22 protein-coding genes and 2 pseudogenes are annotated in these 26,063 nt (G+C 69.9%); 12 read left to right on the top strand and 12 right to left on the bottom strand.

Annotated features, from left to right (window positions below):
- Positions 1–6 precede the first annotated feature (6 nt).
- Positions 7–597: a GNAT family N-acetyltransferase gene (locus tag ACWCP0_RS19405; RefSeq protein WP_451080020.1), complete on the bottom strand. Its 591-nt coding sequence runs from the start codon at positions 595–597 to the stop codon at positions 7–9.
- A gap of 64 nt (positions 598–661) precedes the next feature.
- On the opposite strand from ACWCP0_RS19405, the pseudogene ACWCP0_RS19400 reads away from it, so the two are divergent.
- Positions 662–1,392 (top strand): annotated as a pseudogene (locus tag ACWCP0_RS19400) (2-phosphosulfolactate phosphatase).
- A gap of 80 nt (positions 1,393–1,472) precedes the next feature.
- Here the strand turns inward: ACWCP0_RS19400 and ACWCP0_RS19395 are convergent.
- Positions 1,473–1,931, bottom strand: coding sequence for a transglycosylase SLT domain-containing protein (locus tag ACWCP0_RS19395; protein WP_451080019.1), 459 nt, complete (start codon positions 1,929–1,931; stop codon positions 1,473–1,475).
- A 500-nt stretch (positions 1,932–2,431) separates the two neighbouring features.
- Between ACWCP0_RS19395 and ACWCP0_RS19390 the strand changes: the two genes are divergently transcribed.
- Positions 2,432–2,998: a DUF1643 domain-containing protein gene (locus ACWCP0_RS19390; RefSeq protein ID WP_451080018.1), complete on the top strand. Its 567-nt coding sequence runs from the start codon at positions 2,432–2,434 to the stop codon at positions 2,996–2,998.
- A 213-nt stretch (positions 2,999–3,211) separates the two neighbouring features.
- Here ACWCP0_RS19390 and ACWCP0_RS19385 read toward each other — a convergent pair whose 3' ends face one another.
- From ACWCP0_RS19385 to ACWCP0_RS19375, 3 genes are all read right to left on the bottom strand, one after another.
- Positions 3,212–3,790 carry a hypothetical protein gene (locus ACWCP0_RS19385; protein ID WP_451080017.1) on the bottom strand — a complete coding sequence of 193 codons (579 nt, stop codon included), beginning with the start codon at positions 3,788–3,790 and terminating at the stop codon, positions 3,212–3,214.
- Between the two features lie 167 nt (positions 3,791–3,957).
- A complete protein-coding gene (locus tag ACWCP0_RS19380) occupies positions 3,958–4,632 on the bottom strand; it encodes a DUF6368 family protein (protein ID WP_451080145.1) in 675 nt (224 codons plus the stop codon).
- Positions 4,633–4,890: 258 nt separating this feature from the next.
- On the bottom strand, positions 4,891–6,051 hold the full coding sequence (locus tag ACWCP0_RS19375; RefSeq protein WP_451080016.1) for a TetR/AcrR family transcriptional regulator: 1,161 nt from the start codon (positions 6,049–6,051) through the stop codon (positions 4,891–4,893).
- Between the two features lie 113 nt (positions 6,052–6,164).
- Between ACWCP0_RS19375 and clpX the strand changes: the two genes are divergently transcribed.
- Complete coding sequence (gene clpX / locus ACWCP0_RS19370; protein WP_451080015.1) at positions 6,165–7,436, top strand: ATP-dependent Clp protease ATP-binding subunit ClpX; 1,272 nt, start codon at positions 6,165–6,167, stop codon at positions 7,434–7,436.
- Positions 7,437–7,482: 46 nt separating this feature from the next.
- On the opposite strand, the gene ACWCP0_RS19365 is transcribed toward clpX, so the two are convergent.
- Together ACWCP0_RS19365 and ACWCP0_RS19360 are read right to left on the bottom strand one after the other, a co-directional pair.
- The gene (locus tag ACWCP0_RS19365) at positions 7,483–8,304 is read right to left on the bottom strand and encodes an SGNH/GDSL hydrolase family protein (protein ID WP_451080014.1); all 822 of its coding nucleotides are present in this window, start codon (positions 8,302–8,304) and stop codon (positions 7,483–7,485) included.
- Positions 8,291–8,860, bottom strand: a complete 570-nt coding sequence (locus ACWCP0_RS19360) for a PadR family transcriptional regulator (protein WP_451080013.1) — start codon at positions 8,858–8,860, stop codon at positions 8,291–8,293. Before ACWCP0_RS19360 ends, ACWCP0_RS19365 begins: the two co-directional genes overlap by 14 nt.
- Positions 8,861–8,983: 123 nt before the next feature.
- Between ACWCP0_RS19360 and ACWCP0_RS19355 the strand changes: the two genes are divergently transcribed.
- The 3 genes from ACWCP0_RS19355 (at position 8,984) to ACWCP0_RS19345 (ending at position 12,437) form a co-directional block, all read left to right on the top strand.
- Positions 8,984–9,415, top strand: a complete 432-nt coding sequence (locus ACWCP0_RS19355; protein WP_451080012.1) for a nuclear transport factor 2 family protein — start codon at positions 8,984–8,986, stop codon at positions 9,413–9,415.
- A 551-nt stretch (positions 9,416–9,966) separates the two neighbouring features.
- Complete coding sequence (locus ACWCP0_RS19350) at positions 9,967–10,989, top strand: serine/threonine-protein kinase (RefSeq protein WP_451080011.1); 1,023 nt, start codon at positions 9,967–9,969, stop codon at positions 10,987–10,989.
- Positions 10,990–11,975: 986 nt separating this feature from the next.
- The gene (locus ACWCP0_RS19345; protein ID WP_451080010.1) at positions 11,976–12,437 is read left to right on the top strand and encodes a hypothetical protein; all 462 of its coding nucleotides are present in this window, start codon (positions 11,976–11,978) and stop codon (positions 12,435–12,437) included.
- A gap of 830 nt (positions 12,438–13,267) precedes the next feature.
- Here the strand turns inward: ACWCP0_RS19345 and ACWCP0_RS19340 are convergent.
- Complete coding sequence (locus tag ACWCP0_RS19340; RefSeq protein WP_351236055.1) at positions 13,268–13,642, bottom strand: HGxxPAAW family protein; 375 nt, start codon at positions 13,640–13,642, stop codon at positions 13,268–13,270.
- Positions 13,643–13,760: 118 nt separating this feature from the next.
- Between ACWCP0_RS19340 and ACWCP0_RS19335 the strand changes: the two genes are divergently transcribed.
- Both ACWCP0_RS19335 and ACWCP0_RS19330 read left to right on the top strand, forming a co-directional pair.
- Complete coding sequence (locus tag ACWCP0_RS19335) at positions 13,761–14,234, top strand: MarR family winged helix-turn-helix transcriptional regulator (RefSeq protein ID WP_451080009.1); 474 nt, start codon at positions 13,761–13,763, stop codon at positions 14,232–14,234.
- Between the two features lie 552 nt (positions 14,235–14,786).
- Positions 14,787–15,098, top strand: a complete 312-nt coding sequence (locus ACWCP0_RS19330) for a hypothetical protein (RefSeq protein ID WP_451080008.1) — start codon at positions 14,787–14,789, stop codon at positions 15,096–15,098.
- A 470-nt stretch (positions 15,099–15,568) separates the two neighbouring features.
- Here the strand turns inward: ACWCP0_RS19330 and ACWCP0_RS19325 are convergent, their stop codons facing one another.
- Positions 15,569–16,048, bottom strand: coding sequence for a DUF2000 family protein (locus tag ACWCP0_RS19325; protein ID WP_451080007.1), 480 nt, complete (start codon positions 16,046–16,048; stop codon positions 15,569–15,571).
- Between ACWCP0_RS19325 and ACWCP0_RS19320 the strand changes: the two genes are divergently transcribed.
- Complete coding sequence (locus ACWCP0_RS19320) at positions 16,047–17,006, top strand: AraC family transcriptional regulator (protein WP_451080006.1); 960 nt, start codon at positions 16,047–16,049, stop codon at positions 17,004–17,006. The two genes, ACWCP0_RS19325 and ACWCP0_RS19320, sit on opposite strands and share 2 nt — an antisense overlap.
- A 9-nt stretch (positions 17,007–17,015) precedes the next feature.
- On the opposite strand, the gene ACWCP0_RS19315 is transcribed toward ACWCP0_RS19320, so the two are convergent.
- A complete protein-coding gene (locus tag ACWCP0_RS19315; protein ID WP_451080005.1) occupies positions 17,016–19,568 on the bottom strand; it encodes a SpoIIE family protein phosphatase in 2,553 nt (850 codons plus the stop codon).
- 177 nt (positions 19,569–19,745) lie between these two features.
- Between ACWCP0_RS19315 and ACWCP0_RS19310 the strand changes: the two genes are divergently transcribed.
- The gene (locus tag ACWCP0_RS19310; RefSeq protein ID WP_451080004.1) at positions 19,746–20,003 is read left to right on the top strand and encodes a response regulator transcription factor; all 258 of its coding nucleotides are present in this window, start codon (positions 19,746–19,748) and stop codon (positions 20,001–20,003) included.
- Between the two features lie 114 nt (positions 20,004–20,117).
- Here ACWCP0_RS19310 and ACWCP0_RS19305 read toward each other — a convergent pair whose 3' ends face one another.
- Both ACWCP0_RS19305 and sbnA read right to left on the bottom strand, forming a co-directional pair.
- Positions 20,118–20,432, bottom strand: a complete 315-nt coding sequence (locus ACWCP0_RS19305; RefSeq protein WP_451080003.1) for a hypothetical protein — start codon at positions 20,430–20,432, stop codon at positions 20,118–20,120.
- Between the two features lie 669 nt (positions 20,433–21,101).
- Positions 21,102–22,103: a 2,3-diaminopropionate biosynthesis protein SbnA gene (gene sbnA, locus ACWCP0_RS19300; RefSeq protein WP_451080002.1), complete on the bottom strand. Its 1,002-nt coding sequence runs from the start codon at positions 22,101–22,103 to the stop codon at positions 21,102–21,104.
- Between the two features lie 618 nt (positions 22,104–22,721).
- Between sbnA and ACWCP0_RS19295 the strand changes: the two genes are divergently transcribed.
- Both ACWCP0_RS19295 and ACWCP0_RS19290 read left to right on the top strand, forming a co-directional pair.
- The gene (locus ACWCP0_RS19295) at positions 22,722–25,433 is read left to right on the top strand and encodes a Pls/PosA family non-ribosomal peptide synthetase (protein WP_451080001.1); all 2,712 of its coding nucleotides are present in this window, start codon (positions 22,722–22,724) and stop codon (positions 25,431–25,433) included.
- A gap of 45 nt (positions 25,434–25,478) precedes the next feature.
- Positions 25,479–26,063, top strand: a pseudogene (locus ACWCP0_RS19290) (non-ribosomal peptide synthetase); the annotation flags it as partial.

The raw sequence follows: 26,063 nt of genomic DNA, 5'->3' as shown, positions 1-26,063 counted from the left end.
CGGCAGTCAGGAGGGGGTGCGAGCGTGTCGTACGTGCAGGTGACCGTCTTCGGGAAAGGGCGGACGGGCGCGAAGGACCTGCTGGAAGGGATAACCGGCCTTCTCGGCGACGCGGCACGATGCGGGATTGTCCACTTGGTGGAGCAGCTCGAGACGCACCAGGCCTTCGGCTGCGAAGGCGCCGAAGGCCCACACGGTGAGGGCTTCCAGCGCGCGGGGGGCCACGCCTCGCCCTCGGGCAGGGGCCGCGGTCCAGTAGCCCACCTCTGCCGACGAGCAAGCCGACGAACGAGCCGACGAGCGGGACAAGCCGGTGCGCTTGAGGACCACGTTGGCGACCAGTCGTCCCTCGTGCGTGCCGAGCTGTTGTTCGTGCACGGCGAAGCTCAGCCGCTCTCCGGTCTCCCAGCCGCGTTGCTGAATGCCCAGCCAACGCACGGCGTCCGTGGCGTTGTTGACGGGAAGCCTCGTCCAGCGGCGCAATGTGGGATCGCGATACGCCTCGATCAAAGGCTCGATGTCGACGTCGGTCCAGGGGCGCAGGGTGAGCGCGGGGGCGGACGGTGTCGCGTTCACGCGCAGGGTGACGTTCAGCAAGGCCCTCTCCGTGGCATCCGGGTCACGACGGTGGAGTGGTGACGGCAAGGTGAGGATGGGCGGGATGCGGCCTCGTTTCCTCGGCATCCCGGAGGTGACGGGACCCGCCCGGGCGGGTTTCTCGGCGGCGGTCGTGGTCGTGGTGGACGTGATGCGCGCGTTCACGGTAGCTGCCTGGGCCTTCGCCCGTGGAGCGGAGAAGATCGTCCTGGTCTCGTCCGAGGACGAGGCCCCGGCTCTGAGACAAGACCACGCGCGCCGGCCGGCTGTGAAGGACGGCCCCTGCCGCCGGCTTCGACGCGGTCGACTCACCGGCGCTGATCGCGGCCGCCCCCGGCCTCGCCGGCCGTACAGTGGTGCAGAAGACGGGAGCGGGGACGGTGGGCGCGCCGGCCGGCGCGCACGCGCCGCTGGTGCTGTGCACGAGTTTCGTCGGGGCGGGCGCCACGGCACGGTTTCTGCGGGCGCACGCTGCCGGTGACGTGACCTTCGTGGTCACCGGCGAGGACGGACCGGCGGAAGAGGCCTTGGCGTGCGCCCACCACATCGCCCAGCGCGTCGCGGAAGACGATGCCGACGCGGCGCCGTACATACGCCGCGCCCGGGCATCGCGCGCGGCCGCCGATCTGGCGGAGGGAGAGCGTCGCGGATTTCGGAGTGGATCACACCGATGCTGGACTCCGCCTGGCGACCGACAGCTTCCCGTTCGCCATGGTGGCGAGGAAGGAGGGGCCGCTGAGGGTGCTGCGCTCCGTCACGCTGCGTGCCGGCACGGTCTCCGCGCCCGTCTCGTGATCGGGGCGGGCCGAGACCGAGCAGATCGGAGGGACCGTGCGGTGCCGGCCGCCGGCGTGGACGTGATCGTGGGCCGGGTATCAGTACGGGCCGTTCACGTTGTCGATGGAGCCGTAGCGGTGGGCGGCGTAGTTGCACGCGGCCGCGATATTTGAGATTGGGTTGTAAATGTCCCATGCGGTGCCATCGACATGATATGTCCGGAATGTGGGGTCAATGACCTGCATGAGACCCTTTGAGGGAATACCTGCTTTTGCGTTGGAGTCCCACAGATTGATGGCAAGGGGGTCACCGCTCGATTCGCGCATGAGGTTGCGGTGGATCCCGTCGTAGGATCCGGGAATTCCCTTTGCCTCCATCACTTGCAGCGCGTGCTTGATCCAGCCGTCAATGCGCGTGCTGCTCGCGGGAGTTGCTGCAGCCGGAGTGGGGGCGATTGCGGTGCTTGCCGCGAGCAGGACGGCGGCCGCGGCGGCGCCGCCGGTCAGGTGCCGGAGGACCTTTGACGATGCTTTGCCGGGGAGAAGAGAAAGTCGCATGATGCCGCCCTTTCACATGCTTCTGCGGATGATGATCCGGTGTATTCACGGTTCATCTGGGGAAACGGGGAATTTCCGCTTCCCCAGCATCCGAGGGATATGTGGTGTGAGCAAGCCTCAATTCTGTGATTGCCGCCACAGACGGTTTTGATCGGCCCAAGGCCGTGCGGGCGGCACTTCCTGGTGGGGAAACAGTCCCCGCCCCGGGCACGCCGCGCCGGCCGATACCCACCGTGCCGCCCAGGCCGAGCGGCTGCGTCCAGCGCCAGGCGCCGCGCATCTGCTGCCATCGCCACGCGCCGCGCACCCGCCCCCACCGCCACGCCGCGCGGACCGGCGCACGATCCCTGCCCGCCGGGAACGCTCGGGCATGGCCTCGCCGACAGGGCCGACAGCACACTGAAGACGAAGACCGGAACCCGCCGAGCAGCCCCGTCCCGCCGAGCAGCCCCGTCCCGCCGAGCCGCCTCGCCCACCTCCCGGTCGGAGGAACAGCCTTCATGACCCACGCTCGCCGGCCCGCCGAAACGCCCCGCGTACGGCGCTCCGCGGTCGTCTCCGACTGCGAGCGGTACCGCTACCTGCTGGCCCGCACGTGGCAGCGGGACGGCAGGACCGCAGTGTTCGTTCTGCTCAACCCCAGCACTGCCGATGCGAGGACGGACGACGCCACCAGCAGGCGCTGCATCGATTTCGCCGGCCGCTGGGACTGCAGCGCACTCGTCGTCGTCAACCTGTACGCCTGGCGGGCCACCGACCCCGGTGAACTGCGGGACGCCCGGGATCCTGTCGGTCCGGAGAACGATGCCTACCTGGTCGCCGTGGCGGCCCTCGCCCACGAGACCGGCGGAGTGATCGTCGGCGGCTGGGGCTGCCGTGCCCGGCCCGACCGCGTATCCGCCGTATTGGAGCTCCCCGGCATGCGGCGGCTGACCGCACTCGCGCTCACCCGGGCCGGACAGCCGAAACACCCCCTCTACCTGCCGAGCCACCTCACCCCGCGGCCTTGGACACCACCGCGGCAAGCACCCGCGGACGAATGCGTCGCCTATGGCGCGCCGACCTGAGTTCTCTGGCGGCTGATGGTCGGGACATGGCTGTACTCGCCCGGTGCCATGGTCGGTTGACTCATCTTCCGCGCACGGTTCCGGTGCGGCCTCGGAGGCGTGCGCGGTGAGGGGTAGGGCGGTGGAGGTATGACGATTCCATCTGGCTGCTGGATCCGGACGGCGAGGATCACGACCTCGTGGCCGTCACCGGCGAGCCTGCGACGGCGTTTCTCATGGCTGCGCGGTCCTGGAGCTGTGGGACCACGGCTGGCCGCAGGTCCCATGCAGTGCGGTCAGGGCGTCCCATGCCGCGTCAGGTTCGAAGAGCCGCGTCGGCGTGCTGTGCCCCGGGGCGAAGACCACGTAGTGCCGTGCAAGGTACGAGAGGTCGCCCCAGGGTTCCCGGTGGTGCGCGCGTGCGAGCACCTGGTCACACCGCGTGCAGGCGATCCACGGCACGAGGAGAAGATCAGCCGGTGCGGTGTCGGTGCCGACGGAGGATCCGGGCAGGGGGACGGTGTCGGCGTGCTCGATGAGCCTCAGCGTGGTATCGCCCTGGTCCTGGTCGCTGCCGAGGCACTGACCGATCCCGGGAGCGAGCGCGGTCCACATGCCCCACACCTCGGCGGCCACGGCGATCTCGGCCCGCAACGTCTCACTGATCGGTACCCGGTGCTCCAGGAGGCCGGCGATGAGCCGGTCGAGTCCGGCCTCCTGCTCACCGATCTCCCAGCAGTCCACGAATTCCCGGGCTTCGCCGGGGGGCAGGAGCGCCCCGAACCGACGCCACCGGGCTGCTTCATCCATCACGCGGCCGAGGCTATCGGTACCGTCGCTGCTCAGGCTTCCGCGAGGCGGCGGCGGCCGATGGGCGATGGGTGAGGTGTTCGACCCGATCACGTCGACCTTGCCGCACTCGTCCGAACCACCTCCGGGCGCACAGCACGGGCGTGGTCCGCCTCACCTCGCACGGAGGACTACCGCGTGGCACCCGCACGTCGGCAGCGACGGCGACGCCCCGTGGGGTGGGTGGTTGCTCGCCTCGTCCTGCATGGCGCTGACGGTTCTGATCTGGGACGGCCACGCCCGCCCGAGGGCCCACGCACATTGCCGAGTTGCCGGAGTGTGTCTCCCGCAGAAGGCCATGGCCGGCGCGGCGCTACTGCTCTCGCCGCTGCGCTGCATGGGAGCGAGTGGCAGCACACCGACGCTCCCGCCCTTGAGGACTGCGTATGCCGCAGGTGCAGCGGCGGCAGAGAGGAGCCCGCGACGAGCCGGTGTCCGCCTCCCGCGCCGCCCGCGCCTCCCGTCGCCCAGCGGATCGCCGTCGGCCTGCTGGACCGACTGGGGAGCGAATCGCGGACGTTGCGTCGCGCAGGAAGGCACAGAGCCGGTTGAGGGCGGAGTGAGCAGGCCAGTTGTTTGAGGAGCCGGAAGCCAGGCTGCTGAGCCCATGCTCTGAGGAACGTCGCCGAGCCATGAGCGGCAGGCCATGGATCGGTTGTCGTGGTGACCAACCCTGGGAGGCCGACAACGAACGGCAGTTGGTCCTCCCGGAGCTCGGCGTTTGCCATGCCTCCGATCACGTCGATGATCGCGGCGGTCAGCAAGGCTGTGACAACGTGGTCGACCGGTCTGTTGCAGAAAGCAATGAATCGCGGCCCTGCAAGCGCAGGCAGTGCGGGTCAGTGCCGGGCACGGGCGCCCTTCCTTGCCTCCAGGATGGCGATTGTGCGCCGGCACCAGTCGCGGTTGCCCTGCTCGAAGGCGAGGCCGCGCAGGCAGTGCCGGCCAAGGTCCCAACCGCCAGTGGCCCTCTGCGAGTCTGATGCCGGGTCTCGAGACACCCAAGGCCGGCGGCAGCCGTCGCCGGCTCGTCCGGGCTGGTCCGGCAGTCAGCCGGCTGCCGGTCAAGGCCCGGAAGTCACCAGGGAGGCAGACGCGACGGCGTGGCAGGCCCCGGAGCCCTCTGCCCGGGCGAGGATCCGGCCTGCGCCGATACCGACGGCGGCCTCCGTGGTTTCGCTGATGCCGGACACACCGGCCGCTGCGGCGAGGGCGCCAGAGGGATCGCACACCACGCGCAGTCGCGGCCACGCCCACTGCGGGAAGGCCTCGCGCAGGCATGAGGTCAACTCCGCGACGACCAAACGGGCCAGGGGCGCCGCTTCGTGCGGCTCGGGCGTGACGAGGACGGCGGTGACATCGGTGCCGGGTGGGGCGGCTCGGACGGTCTCCTCCACAGTGGACAGTCGGTGCAGGCCCAGCACGGCGACCACGCCGTCGGCGGTGAGGGGCGCCGGCCGGCCCGTCACGAGGTCGGTCGCCTCGGGGGGCGCCCACGGCTCGTCGGTGCGCCGTGCCGGCGGGACGGCGGTCGGCGGCGCCCACCAGTCGCTCAACTCGAGCCCGGCCAGCTGCTCGCAGGCGCTGATGACGTCGAAGGGTTCGATGAAGCCGGGCGCCGCCGCGGCCATCCGGCTCGCGCCGTGAAGGGTGGTGAGGACGGTCTCCGCCATACGCACCGAGCGGCGTGGCGGTGCCCCGGGAGTCCTTTCGAGCGGACGTACTCGTTCCAAGGCCAGCGCGAGCAGAAGTGCGTCGAGCTTGAGGAGTTGGAGGTACGGGCCTCGCAGCCGCGCGTCGGCCATGACCTCCGGGATCAGGTCCACTCCGAGCCTGGCGGTGCCGCCCCGCTCGGCGGCGACATGGTCGGCACTGGCACTGGCACTGGCACTGGCACTGGCATCGGTGCCGAGGCCGGCCTGTGGGAGGCGCGCGACCCAGGCCCCGGCCAGCGACCCGAGTGCCTCGGGCGCGCTGTGGCCCGGCTGTGCCGCCGGACGCGCCGCCGCAGGTCCGTGCTCGGCGAGGTCCGCGAGGACGGCGAAATAGAGGGCGCGCTTGCCGGGGAAGTTGGAGTAGACCGCGCCTCGGGTGAGTTCGGCCCGCTCGGCGATGTCATCGATGCGGGCGGCCCGGAAGCCGCTCTCGGCGAACTCGTCCCGGGCGGCGGCCAGCACCCTGGCGCGGGTGCGCTCCTGCATCTCCGCCCTGGTGAGTCGAGCCATCGTTCCCCTCGGTGTGCTCCTCGGACCGCTCGTCTGCATCCCGTCCGTCTGCATCTCCGAGCTGAAATTATCATAGCATCTGGATGACGAGACCATCTGGAGGGCTCACGTTCATGGCGCGCATCGATGACGACGGCTCCTTGCTGCAGTGTTCGTTCTGCGGAAAGAGCCAGAAGCAGGTGAGGAGGCTCATCGCCGGGCCGCCCGGAGTGCAGATCTGCGACGAATGCGTCGAGCTGTGCAACGAGCTGATCGAGGAGGAGCTGGCCGAGGTCACCGAGACTCCGCTCGACGAGCTGCCCAAGCCGGCGGAGATCCACCAGTTCCTCGACGAGTACGTCATCGGCCAGACCGGCGCCAAGCGGTCGCTGGCGGTGGCCGTCTACAACCACTACAAGCGGGTCCGCGGCATGGAGCACGAGGACGAACCCGTCGAGGTGGCCAAGTCCAACATCCTGCTGCTCGGCCCCACCGGCTGCGGGAAGACGTATCTCGCCCAGACCCTGGCCCGGCTGCTGAACGTGCCGTTCGCCATCGCCGACGCCACCGCGCTCACCGAGGCCGGATATGTGGGCGAGGACGTGGAGACCATCCTGCTGAAGCTGCTCCAGGCCGCTGACTACGACGTGAAGCGGGCCGAGACCGGCATCATCTACATCGACGAGATCGACAAGATCGCACGCAAGAGCGAGAACCTGTCGATCACCCGTGACGTGTCCGGCGAGGGCGTGCAGCAGGCGCTGCTGAAGATCCTGGAGGGCACGATCGCGTCGGTGCCCCCGCAGGGCGGTCGCAAGCACCCCCAGCAGGAGTTCATCCAGATCGACACGGCGAACGTGCTGTTCATCGTGGCCGGAGCGTTCGCGGGCCTGGAAACCATCGTCGACGACCGCGTCGGCAGGCGAGGCATGGGCTTCTCCGCCGAGATCCACGCCGAGGACCGCGGCGCCGGGAGGGACGTGTTCGCCAAGGTGATGCCCGCCGACCTGATCAAGTTCGGGCTGATCCCTGAGTTCGTCGGGAGACTTCCCGTCATCGCCCGGGTGTCGAGCCTCGACAAGCACGCCCTGCTGAAGACCCTCACCGAGCCACGCAACGCCCTGGTCAAGCAGTACAAGCGGCTGTTCGCCATGGACGACGTCCAACTCGAGTTCAGCGAAGCCGCCCTTGAGGCCATCGTCGAGAAGTCCATGCTGCGCGGCACCGGCGCCCGCGGACTGAGGGCGATCATGGAGAACGTCCTGCGGCCCGTGATGTTCGAGGTCCCGAGCCGCGAGGACGTGGCCAAGGTCGTCATCAGCGACCGCACGGTCCGCGAGGACGCAGGCCCTCTCGTCGTCACCCGGCATCTCCTGTCGGAGCCCATGGACGGCCGGCCCGCCTGAGACTCCTCCGCCCCGGGCTCCCGGGGGGCGACCTCCTGGGACCTGCTCACTCCCGTTCGGCCTCGTGCCCGGCAGTGGCGGGCCGTTGTACGGGGAGGAGGTGCGGGCGCTTGGCGGTGTGGCCGTCGCCGGTCGAGCGGCCACTCAGGCGTCTGCCCAGCCAGGGGCCGAGGAAGGCGGCGGCCCAGCGCAGTTCGGCGGTGGTGGCGTTCCAGCCGGTGGGCGAGGGGGCCGGGGGAGGGGGCAGAGGGTGTGTCCAGGTGTCGTCGCTGCCTGGCAGAGCAAGGGCGTGGGCGACGGCGGCCGCGATGCGTCGGTGGCCGAGGGGGCTCGCATGGAGCCGGTCCGGGCTCCACAGGCGGGGGTCGGTGACCACCGGGTGGTGGCTGGTCTCGGCCACGGTGACGCCGTGGTGACGGGCTGCTTGACGGATACGGTCGTTGAGGGCGGTGACGCGGGAGCTGAGCGGCCGGGCGAGCGGGGTGATGCGTGCGACGTCGGGGAAGGTCAGGGTGGCGACGCGGGCGCCCTGGGCGGTGAGCGCGGCGAACATCGCCTCGAGATGACCGGCGACCTCGTCGGCGTCGAATCTCGGCCGCAGCAGGTCGTTGACCCCGGCGACCACGGTGGCCAGGTCGGGGCGCAGGGTGAGTGCGGGAGCGAGCTGCTCGGCGTGGACCTGGCCGGCCAGGCGTCCTCGTACCGCCAGATTGGCGTACATCACCCGGGAGTTGTGCCCTGCGAGATGTTCGGCGAGCCGGTCGGCCCATCCTCGCAGCCCGGTGGTGTCGTCGCCGTCGCCGAGGCCTTCGGTCTGGCTGTCGCCCAGGGCGACATAGCGCAGGCGGTGCGGGTCAGTGCCGGGCACGGGCGCCCTTCCTTGCCTCCAGGATGGCGATCGTGCGCCGGCACCAGTCGCGGTTGCCCTGCTCGAAGGCGAGGCCGCGCACGCAGGTCAGGTACGGGCCGATGCGCTCGCCGTGGCGCAGGAACTCCTCTTCGGTGTGCTCACCCCGCATGGTGTCGAGCAGCGAACCGAACAGGCCGATCTTGGCCTGAGCGAACGCGACGCGCTCGGTGAGCTGCGCGATCAGAGTCTCGGTGTCGACGTGGTCGGCGGCCTGGACCTTGACGAGCAGGTCGTCACGGATGAAGGAGGGCTTGGCGGCGGTCGCCGTGAAGCGCTCAAGTTCGGCCAGACCGGCATCGGTGACCCGGAACATGCGCTTGTTGGGCCGGGTGGCCTGGACCACCTCCCGGCCGGTGATCAGCCCGTCCTTCTCCAGCCGGGTCAGCTCCGCGTACAACTGCTGCGGCTGCGCGTGCCAGAAGTTCGCCACCCCCAGGTCGAAGGCCTTGACCAGCTGGTATCCGCTCAGCTCCTCGTCGAGCAGCGCCGCGAGAACTGCGTGCCGCAACGCCATCGGGTCACCTCTTCCGCCCTGTCTTCGTCCACCGGCCCCGGTCCACCTGCCCTGTCCATGGACACGGTCCTCATGATACTCAAGAATCTGACTAGTCACATTGATGACTATGAAAGGAATCCCATGACCGCAGCGGAACGCTTCCGCGCCGCCGTCCACGGCCGCGACCTCGCAGCCCTGGACGACCTGTTCACCGACGACGTCCGCCTCTACAGCCCCGTGAAGTTCCAGCCCTTCGAGGGCAAGCCCATGGTGCTGGGCCTTTTCGGGGTCCTCCTGCGCACCTTTGAAGACTTCCGCTACGTCGGTGACTTCACCGGCGCTGCCGAGACGAGCGTCGACGGCACCACGGCGCCGTCGGCCGTCCTGCTCTTCCGGGCGACCGTCAACGGCAGGCAGATCCACGGCATCGACCTGTTGCACTTCGACGACGACGGCCGCATCAAGGAGTTCACGGTCATGGTCCGGCCGCAGTCCGCCGTCCATGCCCTGGGTGAGGCGGTCCTCGCCGGCCTGGTCGCCGACGGTCTGGTTCCTGTGCCTGCCGATCAGTAGCGACTCGGCACGGCGTCTTTGTGGAACCGCCCGCAGGGCTGCAGCGCCGGCCCGGCGCCCGGGGGCATCGCGCAGAGAAGGCCGATGGTGCGTCCGGGCTGCGGACTCCAATGCGCCGAAAAGCGGGGCCGGTTGTCGCAGAAGAGCGGCCCACCGAATCCCATGCCGGCCTCGCTCCGAAACGTGCCGACCCGGCTGCTCCGCGGCGCGGGCAGCGATGGCGGCGGTCACCGCGTCGCCAATGAGGAGAGCGACTTCCACGGCCCTCTGCGTACATGGCGCTGGGTCACGGCAGCGCGCCTGCGCTCAGCGGGGGTGCCACGGCAGGTGCGGGGTGTCGGCGGGCATCGGTTCGGGTGCGGTGCGGCGCTGTGTCCCGGTGGCCGGTTCCCGCAGACAGTCCGTTCTGGGGTGTTTGCGTGGATTGCTGGATAGTATTTCGGGTGTGGATGTGGGGCCGCCGGTGATGTTCATGCCGGGTCCCGGCGCCGGTGCCGGTCGGGGCTCCGGTTCTTTGGTGCTCGGCGTGGGCGGAGGGGCGGTGGTGCGTGATGACCTCACCTGACATGGGCTTGTATGCGGGCCGTGCGTCGGGTCTCATCGGGGCGCAGATCGCCGGTTATCGGGTGGAGCGCGAGATCGGCCGCGGGGGCATGGCGGTGGTCTACCGTGCGAAGGACTTGCGTCTGGACCGTACGGTGGCCCTGAAGTTGCTGGCTCCGGAACTCGCGCGCAATGACACGTTCCGTCGCCGTTTCACGCATGAGTCGCGTGTGGCGGCAGCGATCGATCATCCGCACATCGTGCCGATTTTCGAGGCGGGCGAGACGGATGGCGTGCTCTACATCGCGATGCGTTACGTCTCAGGGCTGGACCTTCGGGCGCTGCTGGACCGGGACGGTCCGCTCCCGGTCCGGGCGGTGGCGCGCATCGGTACTCAGGTGGCGTCGGCGCTGGATGCGGCGCATGAGCACGATCTGGTGCACCGGGATGTCAAGCCCGGGAACGTTCTGGTCGCCAAGGGGACGGACAGCGAGCACCCGGAACATGTGTATCTGACGGACTTCGGGCTCACGAAGAAGTCGCTGTCGCTGACCGGGTTCACCACGGTGGGCGAGTTCGTGGGCACGCTGGATTACGTGGCGCCGGAACAGATTTCGGGACGCCCGGTGGACGGCCGGTGCGATCTCTACAGCCTGGCCTGTGTCGTCTACGAGATGCTGACCGGCAGGCCGCCGTTCCAGCGCGATGAGGACATGGCGCTGTTGTGGGCGCACCAGTACGACCAGCCGCCCGCGCTGAGCGAGAAGCGGCCGGGAATCGCACCGGGGCTCGACGAGGTACTGGCGAAGGCCCTGGCCAAGGTTCCCGATGACCGTTACGACTCCTGTCTGGAATTCGTGGCGGCTCTGCGCGCTGCCGGCAGCGACTCCGGTACGACGGCAGGGGGCCGGCCGCCGACGCAGGTGGCGGCTCGTTCCCGCTCCGGGGCCGATGTCGTTGCGGCTGAATCCGGGCCGGTGCCGGAGCCGCCCGCCTGGGCCCGTCCGGTGTTCGGCGGCCTGCTCGACTGAGGCGCTGCGCCCCGACTGCCACGAGGTCTGCCGCGTGTACGCCGACAGCTCGCCGCCCGGCGGCGCGTCGAAGCTTCTGTGATTGTGTGGGCCGCCTGTGCCGGCCGGATGCGTGCGGGCTCTGGCCGGCGGCCAGGCACGCCTTGGTCACCGGGGCAGCGGCCTGGGTGCCGGAGGTCGCCTGTGTGCGGGCGCGGAGGCTGTGTGTTGCCCCGTTCTGCGTGGGGGTGTCCTGGCCGGGGCCGGGGTTGCTGTGTGTCCGGCGTCGGGGCCGCAGCCCGGGGCGCGTTCTGCCGGGGGTTCCCCGGTGTCGGGTGCGCGCGGCCCGGGCTGCGGAGCATTTTCCCGGGCCCGCGCCGCACCGCACCTTTATCCGCCCTTCCGGGCGGGGCGTGGGGAGCGGGTGGCCGGGGGGAAGTGCCGGTATCCGGGCAGTCGTCGTCCACGGGTGACGGCCCCCTGCCGCCGGCGTGGGATGCGGGGCCGGCGCGGGCGGGAAGTTTCTGGGGCACCCTCCGTTCACCGCGTCCAGTGCCCGGATGTGTCCCGCGTCGCGGCCCGTCAGGCCGGTGACGGCATCACCGACGCCTGCGGAATGGGCGCGGGGCGCCGTGGCCGGCCGGCGCCGGGGCAGCGTGGCGGTGGCTTCCCCGGCCGGACATCGGGACACGCCCGGGGTGTGCCGCAGGCGCCTGTCCGCGCCGGCCTGTCGTGCTGCCCGCCGGTCAATACACCGCGGGCCACGCCCCGCCTCTATCGGGACCGTCGCCGTTTGTCAAGTCCCGAATTTCAGCGGCATGACGCGGTTCGCTTATCCGGTGCTTAATTGAGGCATCGGGTCACGCAGTACAGGTGACCCACCCGCATCACCCGGAACAGTCCGGGCGGCGCGTTTACGGGACACATGTCCCGCTGCCGAAGGGCCTGTGAATCGTCCGGACCGTTCGGCAGTTATTTCACCCCATTCTCACCGGAGGAGAATCATCATGGCCCGCACTTCCCGCACGCAGCGTTTCGCGGTACTCACCGCTTCGACCGCTCTGGCCGCAGGAGGCGCGCTGCTGCCCTCCAGCGCATTCGCCGCCCCGGCTGCCGCGCCTCAGGCCGGCACCGTCACCACGGTGGCACCCGATCACGGCGGCCACGGCAAGCACGGCAAGCACGTAGGAAAGAAGGGCAAGATCGTCATCGTCGTCAATAACAACAACAATAACAACAACAATAACAACGGCGGCGGGAACAACAACAACAACAATAACAACAACAACAACGGCGGCGGGAACAACAACAACAACAATAACAACAACAACGGCGGCGGGAAGAACAACAACAACAACAACAACAACAACAATAACAACAACAACGGCGGCGGCGGGAACAACAACAACAACAATAACAACAACAACGGCGGCGGCGGGAACAACAACAATAACAACAACAACAACTGAGTTCGGTTCACGGTTCGGCTGGGCGGCAAAGCCGTCCGGCCGGACTTGCGTGTCTTCGGGAAAGCTACGTGCGCAGGCCGTTTCGCAACGGCCGGCGGTGTGGAGTGACGTTGTCCGTCCGGTTGGCGGCCGGGAATCCGGCTCGGAAAGGGTCCGGTTTCTTCTTGTGCTCGGAGAGTCTGTGACGGGGGCGGAAGTTGTTGTGCACGCAGCAGTATCCGGACGGGTCGCCTGTCGTGGGTGCTGTATTTCGCTCTTCTGTTGTTGTGTTCGTGTGGTCCGGTCAGGGGAGGGGCTGGTGTCGGGGTTGGCGGTGGTGGGGGTCTGGCGGCGGGGCTGTTTCGGTGGGGCGCGGGCGGTTCGCCCGCGGCGGCGTTTCCACCGCGGGCGCGGGGCGCGGCCCGAGGGGGCGCCTTGGTCGGTGTGGCGTGGGCGGGATTGCCGGCCGTGTCGGTTCGGGTTGTCCGGGCGGGAGGGGGCGCTGGGCGGGGCGGGTGCTTGCGGTGCTGTGCCGGCTTCCGGGGGGCGCTGCCGTAGGCGAGGGGTCGGTGCTGTATCGGGTGGTTCACCTTGAGCCGGTTGCGGGCCGGAGCGCTGGCCGGTTGCAGGGCGGTTGCAGGGAGTTTGCGGGGTGGAGCCCGGTCCGGGGCTTCTCATAGCCCGGATGGGAGTACGGCCTCCCTGTCCATTGGCGTCCGTCCGAACCAGCCCGATGACCGTCCCGGGGCTGCGGCCGACCTGGCGTCCGGCGTGCTGTCAGGGATCGCCGAGATTCCGCCGGCGGAAACCGCAGGAGCGTCACGAAGGCCCGGCGCTCGACGCGGCATCTGTCAGGACGACAGGTCAGCCGGAGAGCCCGCAGGGGAGGCGATGACGGCGGGCTCGGCCGCGGTGCCCGTGCGCACCGGAACGTCGCGTCGTCCGGCCAGCCGGCACCCGAGGCAGCCCGTGTGCCCCTCGCGCGCGGCGCGGTCCCGGACTCGTAGGCGCCACTGGTCGGCAGGCCGCGGGCCGGGCGGTTTGCCCCAGCCCGCAAGGTGCAGGCCCCACGTGACCAGCACCGCCGATGCCATGATGGCGAGCCCCAGCCAGATGCCCGGGCGCCAGCCGCATATGCCGACGCCGGTGGCCGCCGCGCCCGCCGTGGCGACGGCGCAACCGAGCCACCCGGCAATGGTGTGGCCTTCGTCGTGATGTCCGCTCACGTGCCTGCCTCCTCGCGCCCGCCGCGCTGTGCGACGGCATGCCGCGGCCACGCCACCGGCGTCGACCTATGATGTCTTAGCAAGTGAGGAATTTATCTTACGCACTAAGGGAATTTCAATGGAGGGCAAGCCCCGCCCCGCCGCCTCCGCCTCGGACGCGATCAGCGCGATGGACGACCTCATCGCGACGAGCATGGTCGGCCAGCAGGAGTTCGCCCGGAACCTGGGTCTGAGCGTCACGGACCTCATCTGCTTCGCGTACGTCCTGGAGGCCGAGGGCACCCCGGTCACCGCCGGCGACCTGGCCGGGCGCGCGCACGTGACGACGGGGGCGGTGACAGGCATCCTCAACCGCCTGGAGCGCGGTGGGTTCGTGACACGGCAGCCGGACCCCGCCGACCGGCGCCGGGTGCGCGTGGCCGCCGTCCCGGCCGCTGCCGAGCGTGTGCGGGCCATCTACGAGCCGTACTACGCGCGCCTCGCGGAACTCTTCGCGGACTACTCGCCTGACGAGATCGCCGTACTCGCCGACTGGTTCACGCGCGCCGGTCGGCTGGCGCGCACCTACCTGGAGGAGTCGTGCGAGAGCTGATCTTCAGGCTGCTTGGTCGATTGCGAGCGGTGATGCCTACCGGACGGTCGGCGACCATACCGTCGCGGACCTGCAGCGCGATCACTTCGATCAGGTCTGGGGAGACGCCCACGGCGTAGAGCTCCGCGAGGTGGGCCGGTGGTCAGGGCCCTCTCACGTACAGGCCGTTCACTCTGACACGTTGCGGCCTTCGGCGCGGGTCCGAAGTACCGGTTGTTCGGCCGGGTCGAGGTCAACTCCGCCCCGTACGGCCGATGTCCGAATCTTCGCGGGGTCGCTCTTTCGTGCTGCCCATGGGTGAGCATTTCCGGCGTAGACGGGGCTGTCGCGGTTGTCAAGCCCCGAGTTTCAGCGGCATGACGCGGTTCGCTTATCCGGTGCTTAATTGAGGCATCGGGTCACGCAGTACAGGTGATCCACCCGCAATTGTCACAGGCGGTTCTGGCGGCGGATTTCGCCACGGGTCTCCCATAGCCTGAAGAGTTCTGTGATTCGGGCGGGCCGTTCTTGCATCTATTTCTTTGCCTTTTCTGCTCGAAGGAGTTTTCTCTCATGGCTCGCACTTCCCGTACGCAGCGTCTGACGATGTTCACTGCTTCGACCGCTCTGGCCGTGGGTGGTGCCCTGGTGCCCTCCGGTGCTTTCGCCGCCCCGGCGGCGCCGCACGCAGGCACCGTGGCGTCCCACCACAACGGCCATGGTCACCGTGACCATGACGGGCACCGCGGCCACGACGGTGAGCGCGGCCATCACAGGAACGGTGAGTGGGACGGCCACCGCTCCCGCGGTGACAGGGGGCCGGTCGTCATCGTCATCAACAACACGAACACGAATACCAACACGAATGCGAATACGACGGACTGACGGTCGCGGACGGAACCGGGTGCATGGGCGGTCGGATGTGGCTGTCCGGTCAGTGATCACCGATGCGCTGTGGGCGGGACCGGATCGAGCCGTTGACGTGGGCCGATCCGGCCCACGGACGAGGGTGGGCCGACCGCCCGCGGTCCCGTGAGGGCTCGGCCTGGCCGGACGTGCCCGACGGACTCGGGTCCTTCCGGGCCGCCCGTAGGAGGGGCCGATTCGACCCGAAGGTGGTGGTCGCACGCCCATGGACAGTGCCACCCTCTACGGCCGCGACCTCGCGATGAAGCTGCTGCGCACACACATCAACAGGCGAGCCTCCGATGGCAGATGAGGGCAGGCGCAAGCGAAGGCGGCGAAGCCGGGGGATGCTCAGCGGTGTGATGTACGCCCGGCCTCGGCCCGCCGTCGGGTCGATCGACAGCAGTCGATGCCCCCACGCAAGGACCTCCGTGGTGAGGTCGCGTTGGTCAGGGGTGCATCCGTGCGCCCTTGACGACCTTGTCCACCGCGTTACGCGGCCCGTAGACGGCCATCCCCACCAGATCGAGCTCGTCCTTGCCCACGGCACGTACGGCCGCCCGGTTGTCCCGGTCGTTGCCCGTGCTGAACAGATCCGAGGTGAACACGGCCCTCGGCAGCGAGCGGGACAGCGCACGGCCGTGCGCGACCCTCAGCGTCTCCTTCGTCGCCTCGAAGACCAGCACGGGCTGGCGGAACATCGGCAGATACGCGGTGTCGTCGGCGTCGGCGTACGGCTCGCCGATCACCTCGGGTGACACAGTGCCGAGCCCGCTGACCAAGAAGGCGGTCACATTCAGCCGCTGCCAGGGCTCCAGGTCGTCGCGCAGGAGTACGGCGATCTTCGTGTCGAAGCGGACAGGCACGTTCTCATCCCCGGCACCGGTCTCGACCCCGCGCCCGGCCTCAGTCTCATCCTTGGTTCTCATGCTTCGAGACTGGAGGGTGCACCCCTTCTCCGTCTTGTACGTTCTTTGCGTGAAGCCCCGGCAGGAGATCTCTGCTTGGCGCCCGCCGGTCGCGGGCGTCGTGGAGGTCTTCCACGCCCACTTCACCGAGCACGCGTACCCCATGCACGTCCACGACGCCTGGACCCTGCTGATCGTCGACGACGGCGCGGTCCGCTACCACCTGGACCGCCATGAGCGCGGTACCCCGAGCGACACCGTCAGCCTGCTCCCGCCGCAGGTCCCGCACAACGGCTCACCTGCCACCCCTCACGGGTTCCGCAAGCGCGTGCTCTACCTCGACATGACGCAGTTGGACGAGAACTTCATCGGGCCGGCGGTGGACGGCCCGGACCTCACCGATCCCGTCCTGCGCAGACGCGTCGGCCAGCTGCACACGGCCCTCGCCAACCGCGGTGACGAGCTCGAGGCGGAGAGCCGTCTCGCCCTCATCAGCGAGCGCCTGCGCGAGCACCTGAGCCCCAGGCCGGCCGTCGGCAGCACCGGGCACGACCGCGGTGTCGCCCGGACCCTGCGTGACCTCCTCGACGAGCGACTGCTCGAAGGCATCCGGCTCGAAGAGGCCGCGCGCCTCGTCCACGCCCACCCCACGCATCTCGTACGTTCCTTCAGCGCCGCCTACGGCATCGCACCCCATCAGTACGTGATGTCCCGCCGCGTCGACCTGGCCCGCCGCCTCCTGCTCGACGGACAGCCGCCGGTCGAGGTGGCGACCGCCGCCGGCTTCTGCGACCAGTCCCACCTCACCCGGCACTTCAAGCGGGTCGTGGGCGTCACCCCGGGCCGGTACGCCCGTACCGGGGGCACAGCCACCACCAGGCCACCACCACGCGCAGGGAATCTGGGTGAGCAGACATCCGCGGCCCGCGTGACACCTGTCGCGCCTCGGTACGCGCAGACTGCCCGGTGGGCCACATGAGACGTCTGCTCATGTGGTGAGGGTTTGTTCGGCCCAGATGGTCTTGCCGGTGAGGGTGTGGCGGGTGCCCCAGCGGCCGGCGAGCTGGGCGACCAGGAGGAGGCCGCGCCCGCCCTCGTCGTGAATGCGGGCGCGGCGCATGTGGGGGGTGGTGCTGCTGGTGTCGGTGACTTCGCAGATGAGGGTGGAGTTGTGGTGGATCATGCGGAGTTGGATGGGGGGTTTGCCGTAGCGGATGGCGTTGGTGACGAGTTCGCTGACGACGAGTTCGGTGATGAAGGCGGCGTGGGAGAGCCCCCAGGCGGCGAGTTGGTCGGTGGCTTGCTGACGGGCCTGGGCGACGATGGCGGGATCGGACGCGAGGTCCCAGGCGGCGACGCGGTCGGCGTGCAGGGCCAGGGTGCGGGCGAGGAGGAGGGCGATGTCGTCGTCGGGGCGGTGGGTCAGGACGGCGGTGAGGACTCGGTCGCAGACGGTGTCGAGAGTGTGGGCGGGGCGGACGAGAGCAGCGAACATCTTGTCGAGGGCTTCGTCGATGTCGTGGTCGCGGGGCTCGAGGAGGCCGTCGGTGTAGAGGGCGAGGAGAGTGCCTTCGGGCAGTTCGGTCTCGACGGTTTCGAACGGCAGGCCGCCCAGGCCGAGCGGGGGCCCGGCGGGGACGTCGAGGAGGTACGCGCTTCCGTCGGGCGTGACGACGGCGGGTGGGGGGTGGCCGGCCCGGGCGAAGGTGCAGCAACGGGTGATGGGGTCGTAGACGGCGTAGAGACAGGTGGTGCCGATGCCGGCGGCGGTTTCGGCCGCGCCGTCGGTGGTGGCCTCGTCGGAGGACAGGTGGATGACGAGGTCGTCGAGATGGGTGAGCAGTTCGTCGGGCGGCAGGTCGACGTCGGCCAGTGTGCGCACCGCGGTGCGGAGGCGGCCCATGGTGGCCGAGGCGCGGATGCCGTGGCCGACGACGTCGCCGACGACGAGGGCGACGCGTGCGCCGGACAGCGGGATCACGTCGAACCAGTCGCCGCCGACGCCGGCTTGGGTGGTGGCGGGCAGGTAGCGGGAGGCGATCTCCAGGGCGGCCTGGTCGGGCAGGGCCTGGGGGAGCAGGCTGCGCTGGAGCGCCATCGTGGTGGTGCGTTCGCGGGTGAAGCGGCGGGCGTTGTGGATGCTGAGGGCGGCCCGGTTGGTGAGTTGCTCGGCGAGGTCGAGGTCGTCGGGGGTGAAGGGCTGGGGGTGCTGGTGGCGGCTGTAGAGGGCGGCGCCGAGAGTCGTACCGTGGGCGCGTAGTGGCACCACCATGAGCGAGTGCGTGCCCCACTCGCGGATCCGGGCGGCTCGGGGATCCTCGCCCGCCCACCGGGCAAGGGCGGGGCCCGTCATCTCGTACAGCGCCCCGCGGCCCTGGGCCAGGCACTCGGCCACCGGTGAGAGCGCCGGGTACGTACTGCTCTCGCCGACCGCGACCAGGGACTCGGGGCTTCCCTCGAGGACCGAGCGCACGGCTGCGCGGCGCATGGTGACCGGCCCGGCCGGGGGAGTGACGGATGCCTGGTCGCCGTGTGGGGGGAGCAGGTCGACGGCGACGAAGTCGGCGAGCTGGGGGACGGTGACGTCGGCCAGTTCCTGTGCGGTGCGGGCGATGTCGAGCGTGGTGCCGATACGGGCCCCGGCTTCGTTCAGCAGCTGCATCCGCTGCCGGTCGGAGGGCTCCTCGTGGCTGTGGTGCGCGGCCAGGCACACGGCGCGTACCCGGCCTGCCCGGTCGCGCAGCGCGGTCAGCGAGACGGGCCGTCCTCGCTCCGGTCCGGTGACGGCAGGGCCGGTGCCGGCGGTGCCGATGGTGCTGGTGGTGCCTATGGTGCTGGTGGGGCCGATGAAGCTCTGCACTGACTGTGGTTGGCCGTTCTCGAGGACCTGGCGCATGCTCGCCTCGGTCTCCTCGTTGGCGGGATGCGGTGCGACGTCGGGCAGACGCAGCCCGCGCATGTCGGCCTCGGTGAGCGAGAGCGCCTGTTCCATGCCGGTGTTCGCCGCGATGAGCCGCAGGTCGGTGTCGAAGACGGCCAGCATGCAGGGCGACTGGGCGAACGCCCACTCCTTCAGCTCCTGTCGCGCCCCCGACTCGCCCGGCTGCCCCGGCCCGCCCCGATCGCTCGGCTGCCCCGGCCCACCCGGTTCGCTGGGCTGCCCCGGCTCGGTCACGGCGCAGACCACGACCCACTCGGCCGTGGTGCTGCCGGTGGGGACGCGGTGGTGTGCGAGCAGGTGCTGTTCGAGGCGGCTGCCGTCCTGGTGCCGCAGTGTCACGGTGCCGTTCCACCGGTCCTTCCCGGTGGCCTGGCGGCGGGCGGTTTGCTGGGCGGTCTGGTCGATGTCGTCGCCGAGCAGGAGGGTGGCGTGGCGGCCGATGACCTGTGAGGGTTCGTAGCCGAGGAGGAGCTGGGCGCCTTCGCTCCATCCTGTGACGATGCCGTCTTCGTCGACGGTGGCGGTGGGGGTGGAGGGCGGTTCGAGCGGGGTGCCCGCCTCGGCGGGCTGTTCACCGGGAGGGGTGGGGAAGTGCTCCATCGGCGCTCATCTCATCTCGCCTCGCTCGTTGCTTGACGTCCCCGTTGTCCCCGCGGGGACCTGCGCGGCCGGGGCTCTTGTGACAAGCATGATCCTGCGGGGCATGGACCACCAACCGCGTTCCGTAGGCGGGGCGGGTCCGGTGCTGCTCGGAGAGGGAGTAGGGCGGCGGATGCGGTGCTGCGTGCACGGTCCGTCGCCGGTGCCGTCGAGCGGAGCCACGGCAGCCCTCAGCCGGCCTGCCCGCACGCGTCCTGGGGCCGGCCGGGCCGGAGTGCACGTACGGCCCAGGCATGCGGCTCCTATGCTCAGACGGCCCGGAACATGGGGCTGTCGACGCACACTGTCGATGCGTATCTGCGCCGGATCCGGGCCAAGCTCGGTATCACCAGCACCGCGGAGCTCACGCGTGTGGCGATCTCTCTGGGCCTGTGACGCCGCCTCCTTCCTCCCTTCGGGCGGTGGAGTGCGGGGCAGAGGCCGACGGCCGTTTCGGTCCAGGAACCCTGCCGTCGGCGTGCCGAGCCGTGTGCATATCGTCGTTGCTGCTCAGCGGCCCGGCCCCGTACGCGGGCGGATCGTCGCCGCGGCCACGAGTGAGTTCGCCGCCGGGAGCGAGTGCGCCGCCACGTCCTCGCCCTCGTCCTCGCCCTTGTCGACGGGATCGCCACTTCCTGGGCGGTCCAGAGCGAACTGCGGCCCCTCGCGGCCACACAGGCCCGCGACGCGGATCTCCCCCGCCCGACGGGCCGCCGTCCTGGAGGCCCTGGAGGTGGAACGGCGCTCTTCCCCGACCTCGCGCATGCGGGAGCGCGGCTGCCCGAGGTGTGATCGGTGGAGGAGGAGAGGGTCTTCGACCGGCACCGCCGGCGCCGCTCCTCCAGAACCGGGGCGGCTCCGTGTCCCGCACCGGATGAACCTCCAGTCGGCGCGCCCCTCGCGAAGTCCGGCCGGCGCACCCCTTCGGAAGCCGAGGCGCATGATGATCAAGACCTGGCTCATCACCGGCAGCGCCCACGGTTTCGCCCTGGAGCTTGCCCGCCACGTCCTGGCGGGCGGTCAGCACGCGATTGCCACCGCCCGCCGTCCCGAGCAGCTCGACGACCTCGTGCGGCTCTACGGCGACGGCGACCATGTGCGCACCGTCGCTCTCGATGTCACCGATGGGCCGACGTCAGCCGCTCAGCTTCGGTGGCGTCGGCGTCTGGTGGGAGGCCGTGCCGGGGCCGTCGGTCGGCGCCGGTCCGTGCCGGTCCCGGGCGTGGTCCGAAGGGCGGGAAGGTGGGCGGCTCCCCGGGCGGCGGCGCGGCGGGCCGGCTCTCTCGCGCCGGGCGACGGCGGGGGACACGGCTGGCGCACAGTGAGGGCGGGGTATCTGCGTGTGGTCCCCGTGACGTGGCCATTGCCAGGGGTTGCAGGCGTCGGCGTGCCTGCGCGGTGCGGGCAGGCACGGAGGTTCGGGGACGCTGATGCGATGCCGACCTGCTGCCGCGGGTGGGCCTGGCGCCGTCGCGGTGGGCGTGCGGGGCGAGGTCAGGCGGCCGGGGATGCGGCGGCGGTCAGTGATCGAGGGCGAGCGAGGACGTCATCGCCGTAGAGCTGATGGACCCAGTGGTCCTGGTAGATGGTCTCCAGATACCGCTCGCCCAGGTCGGGGGCGATGGCGACTGCGGTCAGCTGCCGGTCCTCGTGCTGGTTGCCCCGCCGGGCCAGCCATTCGGTCGCGCCGGCAGTGACCGTGCCGGTGGAGCCGCCGAAGAGGAATCCGCGTCGGGCCAGCCGGTGGCAGGCCCGGATGGTGTCGGCCTCCGCTACGTGCACGACCTCGTCCACGTAGGAGGTGTCCAGCAGCGGGGGGCGCACGCTGGTGCCCAGGCCGGGGATCATCCGTCGGCCCGGAGCGCCGCCGAAGGTCACCGAGCCGACGCTGTCGACGGCCACGATGCGCACCGACCGCCTCCACCGGCGGAAGTAGCGTGCGCAGCCCATCAGGGTGCCGGTGGTGCCGGCGCCGACGAACAGCACGTCCAGATCGGGGAACTGCCGGGCGATGGCGGGGGCGGTCGTGCGGTAGTGGGCCAGGGCCGCCTGGGGGTTGGTGTACTGGTTGAGCCACACGTAGCGGTCGTCGGCGGCGACGAGCGCGCGTACGTGGTCGATGCGTGCGCCGAGGAAGCCGTGCTCGCCGGGCTCGGTGATGACGTGGACCTCGCTGCCCAGGGCTTCCATGAGCAGCCGGGTCGACAGGTTGCAGCGGGAGTCCGTCACGCACACGAACCGGTAGCCCCTGCTTGCCGCGATCATGCTCAGGGCCACGCCCAGGTTCCCCGAGGAGGACTCGACCAGGACCGAGTCCTTCGTCAGCAGGCCGTCGCGTTCGGCGGCCTCGACCATTTCGGTGGCGGCCTTCAGCTTGATCGAGCCGGCGAAGTTGAAGCCCTCGCACTTGAGGAACAGCCGCTGCCCGAAAACGGCCTCGACGTCCACGTAGAGCTCGTCCTCGTTGTAGTCCTGGGGCACGGATATGACCGGCACGATCGCCTCCTCGGCTTGGGTGGAGCGCCTTGTCGCCGCGCGTCCGTATCAGCGCGGCTCGGAAAGAAACGGATGGTCACCGGCGGCATGCGATGCGCCGGAACACCTCCAGTACGCCCCCGCCCAGCCGCGCTGTCATGCCACCTCAATTCGGGACTTGACGTATTCGGTGATTGCGGATAAGCGGATCCGGCCTCCCCTGGCGGCCGCGGTCTTTGCGCACTGGCACGCCCGCACGGCCTCGCTTCGCCGGCCACGGCGTGGCCCCCTGCAGTGGCCCGCCTGCAGCATCCTGCCGGGCGCCGGCCCGCCCGTAACCGACCGCCGGCAATGGGACCGGCGGCCCTGGTCTTCCTGCCGTGTCTTCTGCGCGCCTGCGCTGAAAACCGGCCGCTGCGGGCCGCGTAACAAGTCCCTCTCTTCGTGTCAAGTTCCGAATTTCAGGGGCAGGACAGGGCTTCGCCTGCGGGGCCTACTGGAGAAGCGGGCATCGAGGAATCCGCCCCTGAAGGCGAAGAACACCTTTGGGCGGCGAAAACAGAGGCCCTCACCGAAACGGCAATGACGAGATCGGCGCATTCTCCGCTGCTGGTCGAGAAGCCTCTTCAAGGAGCTCACGTGACAGGGAAATCCGCCGAGGTTCTGGCGGCCCATCCGGTCGGCATCACGAATGCTGCGGGCGACAGGTATGACGACAGGTACGACGGTGAGGCGGCCGGTACCGAACGACTTCTGGCCGGGGTGCTGGCCGGTGTCGTCGGTACCGGGGAGGTGCCGCTGGACAGTCACTTCTTCCACGACATCGGCGCCGACTCGCTGGTGATGGCCCAGTTCTGCGCCCGGGTCAGGAAGCAGGCGGATGTGCCGCCGGTGTCGATGAAGGACGTTTACCGGCATCCCACGATTCGCAGTCTGGCCGCCGCGCTCACGGCGGAGGCGCCCGTTCCCGCCCAGTCGCCGGCCCAGGCCCCTCCCGGCCCGTCGGCCGGGCCGCCTGCCTCGTCCCCGGCCGCTTTGCCTGCCGAGCCACCGGACAGGCTGTCCGCGCCGGTACCGTCGCGGGCCGAGGTGTCGCAGGCCGTGGACATGGCCGGGAACGCGGCGGTTCGCACGCGCCGGTACGTCGTGTGCGGCGTGCTGCAGCTCGTGCTCTTCCTCTCCTACTCCTTCCTCGCCGCGTTTGCCGCCACCGAGGGCTACGCGTGGGTGGCGGCCGGCACCGATGCGGCCGGGATCTACCTGCGGTCGGTCGTCTTCGGCGGCGTGGGCCTGCTCGGCCTGTGCACCCTTCCCGTCCTGGCGAAGTGGATCCTCGTCGGCCGCTGGCGGCAGGACGCGCAGATCCCGGTGTGGAGCATGGACTACCTGCGATTTTGGCTGGTGAAGACCTTGATCCGCACCAGTCCGATGCGGCTGTTCACCGCCTCACCGCTCTACGCGCTGTATCTGCGGGCGCTGGGCGCGAAGGTCGGGCGCGGGGTGGCGATCTTCTCCACCCATGTGCCGGTGTGCACCGACCTGCTCACCATCGGTGACCACGCGGTGATACGCAAGGACGTGTTGTTCTCCTGTTACCGCGCCGAGGCCGGCGTGATCCGCACCGGCCGCATCACCCTCGGCCGCGATGTGCTGGTCAGCGAGCAGACGGTGCTCGACATCGACACGTCGATGGGCGACAGGGCCCAGCTGGGCCACGCCTCCTCGCTGCATGAGGGGCAGGCCGTGCCCACCGACGGACGCTGGCACGGCTGTCCGGCGCAGCCGGCCGACGTGGACTACCGCACGCCCGCTCTCACCGGCACGGGCTGCAGCACCCTGCGCAAGGCCCTCTACACCGTGGTGCAGCTGCTGGCCCTGCTGGTGGTGTATCTGCCGCTGACGACCGGCGCCATGAGCGTCCTGCTCGGCGCCCTGCCGCAGCCGATGGCGTTCCTGAACGCGGAGGCGGCGGCTTTCACGAGCCCCACGTTCTATCTCGGTGCCCTGGCGGCCTCCTTCGTGGTCTTCTTCGGCGCCGTGTTCGCGGGCCTGCTCGTCGTGGTCACGGTGCCGCGCGTACTGAATCCGGCGATCAAGCCGGACACGGTCTATCCGCTGTACGGGTTCCACTACGGCCTTCAGCGGGCGATCACGTTCCTGACCAACAGGAGGTTCTTCACGTGGCTCTTCGGTGACAGCTCCGCGATCGTCCACTATCTGCGCTGCCTCGGATACGACTTGTCCCGCCTCGAGCAGACCGGGTCGAACTTCGGCTCGCAGGTCAAGCACGACAGCCCGTACCTGACCAAGGTCGGCAGCGGCACGATGGTCGCCGACGGGTTGTCGGTCATCAACGCCGACTTCTCCCACACGTCCTTCCGCATGTCCCGGACGTCGATCGGGCCGCGTAGCTTCCTCGGGAACAACATCGCCTACCCCGCAGGGGCCCGGACCGGCGACAACTGCCTGCTCGCCACGAAGGTCATGGTCCCCATCGACGGACCCGTCCGCGAGGGCGTGGGCCTGCTGGGCTCGCCCAGCTTCGAGATCCCGCGCACCGTGATGCGAGACAACCGGTTCGACCACCTGGAGAGCGGCAGCGAGCTGCACCGCCGTCTGGCCGGCAAGAACCGGCACAACGCCACGACCGCGGTCCTGTACCTGCTGGCGCGGTGGATCCACTTCTTCGTCCTCACCCTCATCGCCAGGGCCGCGGCCGACCTCTACCCCGCCCTGGGCGCACCGGTGGTCGCGCTGGCCGGCGTCCTCGGCCTGCTGTTCACCGTCCTCCACTTCGCGCTGATCGAACGGGCTGTCACGGGATTCGCGGCCCTGAAACCGCTGTACTGCTCGATCTACGAGCCCTCCTTCTGGCGCCACGAACGCTTCTGGAAGATGGCTTCGAGCCAGTACGTCCAGGTCTTCAACGGGACCCCGTTCAAGAATCTCGTCTGGCGGATGCTGGGCGCCCGGATCGGCAAGCGGGTCTTCGACGACGGCTGCTCGCTGATCGAACGGACACTCACCGCCATCGGGGACGACTGCACGCTGAACGCCGGCACGGTCATCCAGTGCCACTCGCAGGAGGACGGCGCCTTCAAGTCCGACCGCACCACCCTCGGCGCCGGCTGCACCCTCGGCGTGGGCGCTTTCGTCCACTACGGCGTGACGATCGGCGACGGCGCACAGCTCGCCTGCGACTCCTTCCTCATGAAGGGCGAGGAAGTCCCCGCACACGCCCATTGGGGCGCAAACCCGGCCCGCCACCTGCGCGAGGCCACCCCCGCCGCACTGCCGGTGCAGATCCGCCCAGGCCGCGCCTGCGACCACGAACCCAGCCCCCGCGGCTGACAACTGACACAGCAACAGCAACAGCAGATGCAGAGGAAGAACCTGATGACAACGCATGTGAGCGGTTTGGATGCCGGTCGGGAGTTCTGGCGGGGTGTGCTGTTGGGTGGTGGTTTCGCGCCGGTCCCGCGGTGGGTGGTTGATCCGGTTCCGGGTACTGCGGTGTGTGAGGTGCGGGTGCCGGGTGGTGTGGTGGCGGTGCTGGACGGGTTGGCGGATGAGGTGGCGGTGTCGCCGAGTTCGGTGTTGCTGGCGGCGCATGCCAGGGTTGTGGCGGTTCTGGTCGGCGAGAGCGAGATCACGACGGGCTACGTCGCCACCGCGGGTGGCCGGCCTCTGCCGTGCCGGTTGACCACCGTCGCGGCGTCGTGGCGGGAGTTGGTGCGCAGTGCCGGTGGTGTCGTGTCCGAGTTGCTGGTTCACCAGGATTTCCCGGTTGGTGATCTGCGGCGTGAGCTGGGTTCGACGGGGCCGTTGTTCGAGAGCGTCTTTGATGCATCCGGCAGCGGAGCGGATTTTGTGGGGGACGGGGACGCGGTGCTGCGGGTGGGATTCGTCCGGCGTGTCGATGGGCTCGTGTTGCGGTTGCGGTATCGGACGGATGTCGTGGACGGCGACTGTGCGGCCCGG

This window comes from Streptomyces sp. NPDC001970 (assembly GCF_053594115.1).
The sequence above is the reverse complement of the archived record's forward strand: the minus strand, read 5'-3'. Positions and strand labels throughout refer to the sequence as shown.

Excerpts from the sequence above, each read along its gene's own strand:
- ACWCP0_RS19395 (WP_451080019.1), bottom strand. The coding sequence starts at position 1,931 with ATGCGACTTTCTCTTCTCCCCGGCAAAGCATCGTCAAAGGTCCTCCGG.
- ACWCP0_RS19390 (WP_451080018.1), top strand. The coding sequence starts at position 2,432 with ATGACCCACGCTCGCCGGCCCGCCGAAACGCCCCGCGTACGGCGCTCC.
- ACWCP0_RS19375 (WP_451080016.1), bottom strand. The coding sequence starts at position 6,051 with ATGGCTCGACTCACCAGGGCGGAGATGCAGGAGCGCACCCGCGCCAGG.
- clpX (WP_451080015.1), top strand. The coding sequence starts at position 6,165 with ATGGCGCGCATCGATGACGACGGCTCCTTGCTGCAGTGTTCGTTCTGC.
- ACWCP0_RS19360 (WP_451080013.1), bottom strand. The coding sequence starts at position 8,860 with ATGGCGTTGCGGCACGCAGTTCTCGCGGCGCTGCTCGACGAGGAGCTG.
- ACWCP0_RS19355 (WP_451080012.1), top strand. The coding sequence starts at position 8,984 with ATGACCGCAGCGGAACGCTTCCGCGCCGCCGTCCACGGCCGCGACCTC.
- ACWCP0_RS19350 (WP_451080011.1), top strand. The coding sequence starts at position 9,967 with ATGACCTCACCTGACATGGGCTTGTATGCGGGCCGTGCGTCGGGTCTC.
- ACWCP0_RS19345 (WP_451080010.1), top strand. The coding sequence starts at position 11,976 with ATGGCCCGCACTTCCCGCACGCAGCGTTTCGCGGTACTCACCGCTTCG.
- ACWCP0_RS19335 (WP_451080009.1), top strand. The coding sequence starts at position 13,761 with ATGGAGGGCAAGCCCCGCCCCGCCGCCTCCGCCTCGGACGCGATCAGC.
- ACWCP0_RS19330 (WP_451080008.1), top strand. The coding sequence starts at position 14,787 with ATGGCTCGCACTTCCCGTACGCAGCGTCTGACGATGTTCACTGCTTCG.
- ACWCP0_RS19320 (WP_451080006.1), top strand. The coding sequence starts at position 16,047 with ATGCTTCGAGACTGGAGGGTGCACCCCTTCTCCGTCTTGTACGTTCTT.
- ACWCP0_RS19325 (WP_451080007.1), bottom strand. The coding sequence starts at position 16,048 with ATGAGAACCAAGGATGAGACTGAGGCCGGGCGCGGGGTCGAGACCGGT.
- ACWCP0_RS19315 (WP_451080005.1), bottom strand. The coding sequence starts at position 19,568 with ATGGAGCACTTCCCCACCCCTCCCGGTGAACAGCCCGCCGAGGCGGGC.